At 71.0% G+C, this 6,769-nt stretch carries 4 protein-coding genes and 1 pseudogene; 3 read left to right on the top strand and 2 right to left on the bottom strand.

Translation table 11 applies throughout. The features are described from left to right. Positions 1 to 85: 85 nt before the first annotated feature. Positions 86 to 820 (bottom strand): annotated as a pseudogene (locus ABTY20_RS34485) (TetR/AcrR family transcriptional regulator); the annotation flags it as partial. Positions 821 to 1,196: 376 nt separating this feature from the next. On the opposite strand from ABTY20_RS34485, the gene ABTY20_RS34480 reads away from it, so the two are divergent. Then, complete coding sequence (locus ABTY20_RS34480; RefSeq protein WP_352001092.1) at positions 1,197 to 2,576, top strand: NAD(P)/FAD-dependent oxidoreductase; 1,380 nt, start codon at positions 1,197 to 1,199, stop codon at positions 2,574 to 2,576. Positions 2,577 to 2,748: 172 nt separating this feature from the next. Continuing rightward, the gene (locus ABTY20_RS34475) at positions 2,749 to 4,398 is read left to right on the top strand and encodes an ATP-binding SpoIIE family protein phosphatase (RefSeq protein ID WP_352001091.1); all 1,650 of its coding nucleotides are present in this window, start codon (positions 2,749 to 2,751) and stop codon (positions 4,396 to 4,398) included. A 57-nt stretch (positions 4,399 to 4,455) separates the two neighbouring features. On the opposite strand, the gene ABTY20_RS34470 is transcribed toward ABTY20_RS34475, so the two are convergent. After that, positions 4,456 to 5,730, bottom strand: coding sequence for an MDR family MFS transporter (locus ABTY20_RS34470; RefSeq protein WP_352001093.1), 1,275 nt, complete (start codon positions 5,728 to 5,730; stop codon positions 4,456 to 4,458). 123 nt (positions 5,731 to 5,853) lie between these two features. Here ABTY20_RS34470 and ABTY20_RS34465 point away from each other — a divergent pair, with 123 nt between their 5' ends. Next, positions 5,854 to 6,402: a MarR family winged helix-turn-helix transcriptional regulator gene (locus ABTY20_RS34465; protein WP_352001090.1), complete on the top strand. Its 549-nt coding sequence runs from the start codon at positions 5,854 to 5,856 to the stop codon at positions 6,400 to 6,402. The last annotated feature ends 367 nt before the right edge of the window (positions 6,403 to 6,769 follow it).

Raw genomic sequence — 6,769 nt, 5'->3', positions numbered from 1 at the left:
CGTATAAATCACCTAAGGTAAATAAGGCATCATCTGTCCAGATCCCGTCTTTATATTCTTCCGTTACTTTTTTAAGGATATCAGCAGCTTTTTGACCCTCCAGCAGGATGTCCAGCAACCGCGAAGACGCCGCGGCCTGCTGCGCCGCATCCGGCAGGGACGGCGCCGCGGTGGCGATCACCAGCAGCACGTCCGAAACGGACACATCCGCCCGCAGCTCCCCCGCCGCTCGCGCCCGCTCCACCAACTGCCCTACGACATCGAGAAGTTCAGCCGCCCCCGCGTCGTCCGCCGCCGCGTCCGCCGACGCCTCCGGCACCAGCCGCAGCTCTCCCGCCGCCTGCGTCCGCTGCTGCGGCAACCGCGCGTGGTCCGGCAGGCCGTGTTCCTCCATCACGCCCACCCGCAGCACCTGCGGCGGCAGCAACCGCCCCGCACCGGACGCGACCGACGTGCGCAGGAACCGGGACAGCGCCGACCACGGCTCGTCCTCCTGGCCGAGCGCGGCCCGCGCCTGGTCGGTCAGCCGGGAGGTCTCCTCCTCGGCGATCCGCCGCACCAGGACGTCCTTGCTCGGGAAGCGCCGGTACACCGTGCCCACGCCGACCCGTGCCCGGCGTGCCACGTCCTCCATCGGCGCGCCGTAGCCCAGCTCGCCGAAGACCTCCCGCGCGGCACGCAACACGTGCTCCAGATTGCGCTGGGCGTCCACGCGCAACGGTGTCGTGCGCGCTCCGTCCGGGCGCCCGCCGCCCGTGGGCGCGCTCATCGTCGCGCCGGCCGCGAGAGCGGAAGACCAATGAGAGTCCTGAACATGCATGTGTGTTCCCCCGGTAATGACGTCTCCCCCCGGAGACTTCTCCCCGCCATCGATGGCCGGGGCGTGTGGAACAGGCCCTGCTTGCCGGTCCCGCCCGTCGCGAGCCCGATGAGCACATTCCCCCACCCCGTCGACAGACGAACATAGTTGAGAGGGAGTCAATTCAGAAGAGGCAGGTTCCGCACGGAGCGCCCCCCGATCGGAGTACGGGTCGTATACGTCCTGAATGCGGCCCGGAGCGGAGGCCGGTTCGCCGCCGCTGACCTGGGAGGATGCCGGGAAGACCGGTGAATCGGCCCAGCCGGGACGCGTAGGCCCTCCGGTCACACAATTCGTCGGGGCTGTGGACAAACGCAAGCGGCGGGTGCGTCATGGGATGGTGAAGGAACGTGCGCGCATTCTCGTTGTCGGCGGCGGCTACGTCGGGATGTACACGGCCCTGCGCCTCCAGCGGAGGCTGAAGCGGGAACTCGGACGGGGCGAGGCCGAGATCACGGTCGTCACCCCGGATCCGTACATGACGTACCAGCCCTTCCTCCCCGAAGCGGCCGCCGGTGCCATCTCCCCTCGCCACGTCGTCGTACCGCTGCGTCGTGTCCTCGACCGGTGCCACGTCGTCATCGGCGAGGTCACCGGCATCGACCACGCCGGGCGCACCGCCACCGTCAGCACGCTCGCCACCGGTGAGGAGGGCACGGGAGGGCGGCGGGTCGCCTACGACGAACTGGTGCTCGCCCCCGGTTCCGTGTCGCGCACCCTCCCCGTCCCCGGCCTCGCCGACCACGCCATCGGCTTCAAGACGGTGGAAGAGGCCATCGGCCTGCGCAACCACGTCCTCGAGCAGATGGACATCGCCTCCTCCACGCGCGACCCCGCCCTCCGGGACGCCGCCCTGACCTTCGTCTTCGTGGGCGGCGGCTACGCGGGCGTCGAGGCGCTCGGCGAACTGGAGGACATGGCCCGCTACGCCACGCGGTACTACCGCACCGTCCGGCCCGAGGACATGAGGTGGATCCTCGTCGAGGCGTCCGGGCGGATCCTGCCCGAGGTCGGGGAGGAGATGGGCCGGTACACCCTCACCGAACTGCGCCGGCGCAACATCGACGTACGCCTGGAGACCCGGCTGGAGTCCTGCGCCGACCGGGTCGCCGTGCTCAGCGACGGGTCGCGCTTCCCCACGCGTACGGTCGTGTGGACGGCCGGGGTCAAACCGCACCCCGTCCTCGCGGCCACCGATCTGCCGCTGGACGGACGGGGGCGACTGAAGTGCACCGCCGAGCTGGCGGTGGACGGGGCCGCGCACGCCTGGGCCGCGGGGGACGCCGCCGCCGTCCCCGACGTCACCGCGGGGGAGCCCGGGCGGGAATGCGCCCCCAACGCGCAGCACGCGCTCCGCCAGGCGCGGGTCCTCGGTGACAACGTCGTCCACTCCCTGCGGGGCGAACCGCTGGAGACGTACGCCCACAAGTACGCCGGTTCCGTCGCCTCCCTCGGGCTGCACAAGGGGGTCGCACAGGTGTACGGGCGCAGGCTCAAGGGCTACCCCGCCTGGCTCATGCACCGGACCTACCACCTCAGCCGCGTTCCGACCTTCAACCGCAAGGCGCGAGTGGCCGCCGAATGGACGCTCGCCGGGCTCTTCAAGAGGGAGATCGTCTCGCTCGGCTCACTCGAACACCCCCGGGCGGAGTTCGAACTGGCGGCCGGTGGAAAACCCTCTCAAGGCCCCCCGCGCAACCCGAAGGGGTCGTCCTGACCGGACCCAGGAACTCCGGCGACCGGCCCGGCGTCTGACGGATGCCGGCCCGGTCGGCACCCTGCCAGACTGGTCCACCACCGCGAGCGGGCCCGCCCGCCCCGGTGCGGCCCCCCGGGGCCCCGGCCGGTCCCGGCTTCCGGCCGCCGACAACTACACGAGGCAAGGATTCGTGAACTTCACGCGCTGGAGCGCCCGGCTCCCCGGAACGCAGCGCCGCGCCGCAGCGCGGAACGAGCACGCGGTCCCCCCGGACCGACGGGGAGAGGGCTCCGTGCCCGGGGCCCGCACCGAACACCTCACCGACGACGTACGGTCCGTGCCCGCCGTCGACGAGCTCGGAGTGCGCGAGGTCCTGGACCACGTCCCCTCCCTCGTCGCCCTGGTCCACGGCCCCGACCACCGCATCGCCTACGTCAACGACGCCTACACGGCGGCCTTCGGCGCCCGTCCCATCGGCGCTCCCGCGCGCGGAGCACTCCCCGAGCTGGAAGCACTCGGCCTGCTGCCCCTCCTCGACCAGGTCCTGCGCAGCGGCAAGCCCCGCACGGTGAAGTCCCGCAAGGCCCCCGACGGCCGCTCCTACACCTTCACCTGCACCCCGGTCACCGAGGTCGAGGGCTGTGGGGTGCTCGTCTTCGCCACCGACGTCACCGACCACGCCGAGGCCGCCGAACGCCTGCGCGCCAGCGAACGCCGCCAGCGCGAGACCGCCGTCACCCTCCAGCGCTCCCTCCTGCCCCAGGAGCTGGAGGAGCCCGACGACCTGCGCGTCGCCGCCACCTACCACCCCGGCGGCACCGAGGCCGCCGTCGGCGGCGACTGGTACGACGTGATCACCCTGGGCGGCGGCCGCACCGCCCTGGTCATCGGCGACGTGATGGGTCGAGGGGTACGGGCGGCGGCGGTCATGGGGCAGCTGCGGACGGCCGTACGGGCCTACGCGCGGCTCGACCTCCCGCCGCACGAGGTGCTCCAGCTGCTCGACGGCCTCGCCATGGAGATCGACGCCAACCAGATCGCCACCTGCGTGTACGCCATCCACGACCCCAACGAGGGCCGCTTGGTGTACGCCTCCGCCGGCCACCTGCCCATCCTGGTCCGCGACGAGAACGGCACCGTCCGGCGCGCCGACGAACCGACCGGCCCCCCGCTCGGCACCGGCGGCTGGATGCACGCCTCCGGCTCCGTCCCCCTCGGCCCCGGATCCACCGCCGTCCTCTACACGGACGGCCTGGTGGAGCGGAGGAACGAGGACCTGGACGAGGGCATCGCCGCCCTGGAGCGCGCCCTGGCCGGAGCCACCGGCAGCCCCCAGGTCGTCTGCGACCGCCTGGTCCGCTCGGCCGGCGTGACCCCGGAACACGACGACGACGTCGCCGTCCTGGTCCTCCAGCACCCCGCCCGCAAGGGCCCGGAGGGCGAGCTCTTCCGCAACGCCGCGCTGGAACTGCTCGGCGGGGTCGAGGCGGCCCCCCGGGCACGTGCCTTCGCCTCCGGCGTGCTGACCAGCTGGCGCTTCCCCGCCGAACTGCACGACCTGGGCGTCCTGGCCACCAGCGAACTGGTCGCCAACTCCCTCCAGCACGGCACCCCGCCCATGCGGCTGCGGCTGCGCCGCACCGACCGCCGCCTGATCATCGAGGTCACCGACGGCGACGACCACCTGCCGAGACGCCGCCGCGCGGAACCCGGTGACGAGTCCGGCCGGGGCATCGCCATCGTCGCGACGATCGCCTCCGGCTGGGGCAGCCGACGCACCCCGGGCGGCGGCAAGGCGGTCTGGTGCGAGTTCCTCCTGCCGAAGACGCCCGGCTCGTGACCGAGCCGGGCGTCCAGGAGTGGACAGGCGTACAGGGGTGGGGGTGGAGCGCGTGGATCAGGCGTGCGCCGGAGTCTGCCCCGCGGCCGCGCCCCCCTGCACCACCACACGGCTCCGCGCCACCGACGGCTGGTCCTGCACGTCCGTGAGCTGCCGCCCCAGCCGCACCGCAAGCACCGTGATGCCCAGCGAGAACAGCAGGAAGACCACGATGTACGGAGCGTGCAGCGAGGCGCCCAGCGGCCCGCCCACCGCCGGGCCCACGGCCAGCGCGAGCTGCTTCACCAGGGCGAACGCCGAGTTGTACTGACCTGCCATCCCGGCCGGCGCGAGATCGGCGACCAGCGGCGCGAGCGTCGGCGACAGCATCGCCTCCCCGAGTCCGAACAGCGCGTACGTCGAGACGAACGCGGCGGTCGCCATCGCCTGGCTCCCGTTCCCCAGCCCCGCGTACCCGGCCACGGCCCACGCCACGGCCCAGATCAATCCCACGGACGCGATCACGCGCGAGCGCTTGCGCCGCTCGACGAACCGGAGCACCGCGAACTGCGCGACCACGATCATCAACGTGTTCGCCGCGAGGGCCGTCCCCAGAGCGGAGGTGGAGATCCCGGCGGCCTCGACGCCGTACGCGCTCAGCCCCGACTCGAACTGCCCGTAGCAGGCGAAGAACAGCACGAAGCCCAGCACGCACAGCTGCACCATGGCACGGTTGCCCAGCAGCTGCTTCCAGCCGCCCTTGGCCGACGCCGCCGGAGCTCCCCCGACGCGGGGCGCACGCGGCATCCGCGCCGTCGCCATCACCACGACCAGCAGCAGGAACATCGCCGCCTCGATCGCGAAGAGGAGGGTGAAGGAGCCGGCTTTCGTGGGATCCACGAGGTGACCGCCGATGAGACCGCCGACGCCCAGCCCGAGGTTCTGCAGGAAGAACTGCATGGCGAACGCCCGTGACCGGTTCTCCATGGTCGAGCAGTCCACGATCATCGTCGCGAGCGCCGGCTGCATCACCGCCTGCCCGGCGCCCAGCGCCGCCGCCGACAGCAGCACGGTCGCCGCACCGCTCGACAGACCCAGGCTCAGCGCCCCGATCGCGGCCGTGACCAGGGCGACGAGCAGCACCGGCAGCGGGCCGCGCCGGACGATGGCCCGTCCGGCGAACGGCAGCACGATCAGCGCGGCCACGGCGAAGACGGCGAGTACGAGACCCGCCGTCATCGCCCCCAGTCCTCGTACCTGCGCCACGTAGACGTACAGATACGGGACCGTGAAGCCCAGCCCGAACGCGCTGAGTGCGTTGCCCACGTGGATCCGGCGCATCGCTGCGCCCATCGCCCTGGTCACGTTCACCTCTCTCAAGCAGTTAGGAGTGAAGAGTTAGAAGCTAAAGTTCGATGCTAAAGACTACATAGCGAAGGACTTCAAGGCAAAGAAGGGGCATGCCATACTGCGGCCATGGGCGACACCTCCGGCCTCGGCGAGCCGACACTCGAAGAGCAGATCGCCGCGTACCAGCGCGAGTTCCAGGACCTCGACCCCCAGGTCGAGAAGATCGTCAACGCACTGTCCCGTCTGAACCGCCGCATGAACGTCGCCTACGGCCGTCAGACCGCCGAGCTCGGCATCACCAACGCCGACTGGGAGGTCCTCAAGGCCCTCGTCCTCTCCGGCGCCCCGTACCGCATGGGCCCCGGCGACCTCGCCAAGCGTCTCGGACTGACCCCGGCCGCCATGACCCACCGGATCGACCGCATGGTCGCCGAAGGGCTGGTCAACCGGGAGCGGGACGAGAGCAACCGGGTCCGCGTGATCGTGGAGCTGACCTCCGCCGGCCGAGAGAAGTGGCTCGAGGCGATGCGCCTCGCCACCGTCTTCGAGGAGGATCTCCTCCAGGACCTCGCCCCGGACGAGCGGGCGACGCTGGGGGAGGTCCTCACCCGCCTCCTGCGCCGGGTGGAAGAGGCCCAGCCGGACGCCGGCGGGCGCCTCAGCGACCTGGACTGAAAGATCTTGGTCAGAGGTGCTTGACAGCCTCCCTGCCGGTCCGTAAGGTTCTTCGGGTTGCCGCGGGGCCGTAACGGTTCTTCGGCAGCGCCTTCCGCCGCGACTGCGGCACTCAAAACCCCAGCACAACCTCCCGGTGGGAATGATTTCGGCATGCTCGAAATTCAATTCCATCCCTCGATTTGAGGAACGGGGAGAGGGTCCGCTAAGGTTTGAGACGTCGGAACGGCCCAACGGCCGGGAAGACGAACCCCCCTGACTGGGAATCAGACCCGAAAGGATCTGATAGAGTCGGAACCGCCGGAAAGGGAAACGCGGAAGCGGGAACCTGGAAAGCACCGAGGAAATCGGGTCGGAAAAGATCTGA

It is taken from the genome of Streptomyces sp. NPDC126497, assembly GCF_040302425.1.
Taxonomy (GTDB): domain Bacteria; phylum Actinomycetota; class Actinomycetes; order Streptomycetales; family Streptomycetaceae; genus Streptomyces.
The sequence above is the reverse complement of the archived record's forward strand: the minus strand, read 5'-3'. Positions and strand labels throughout refer to the sequence as shown.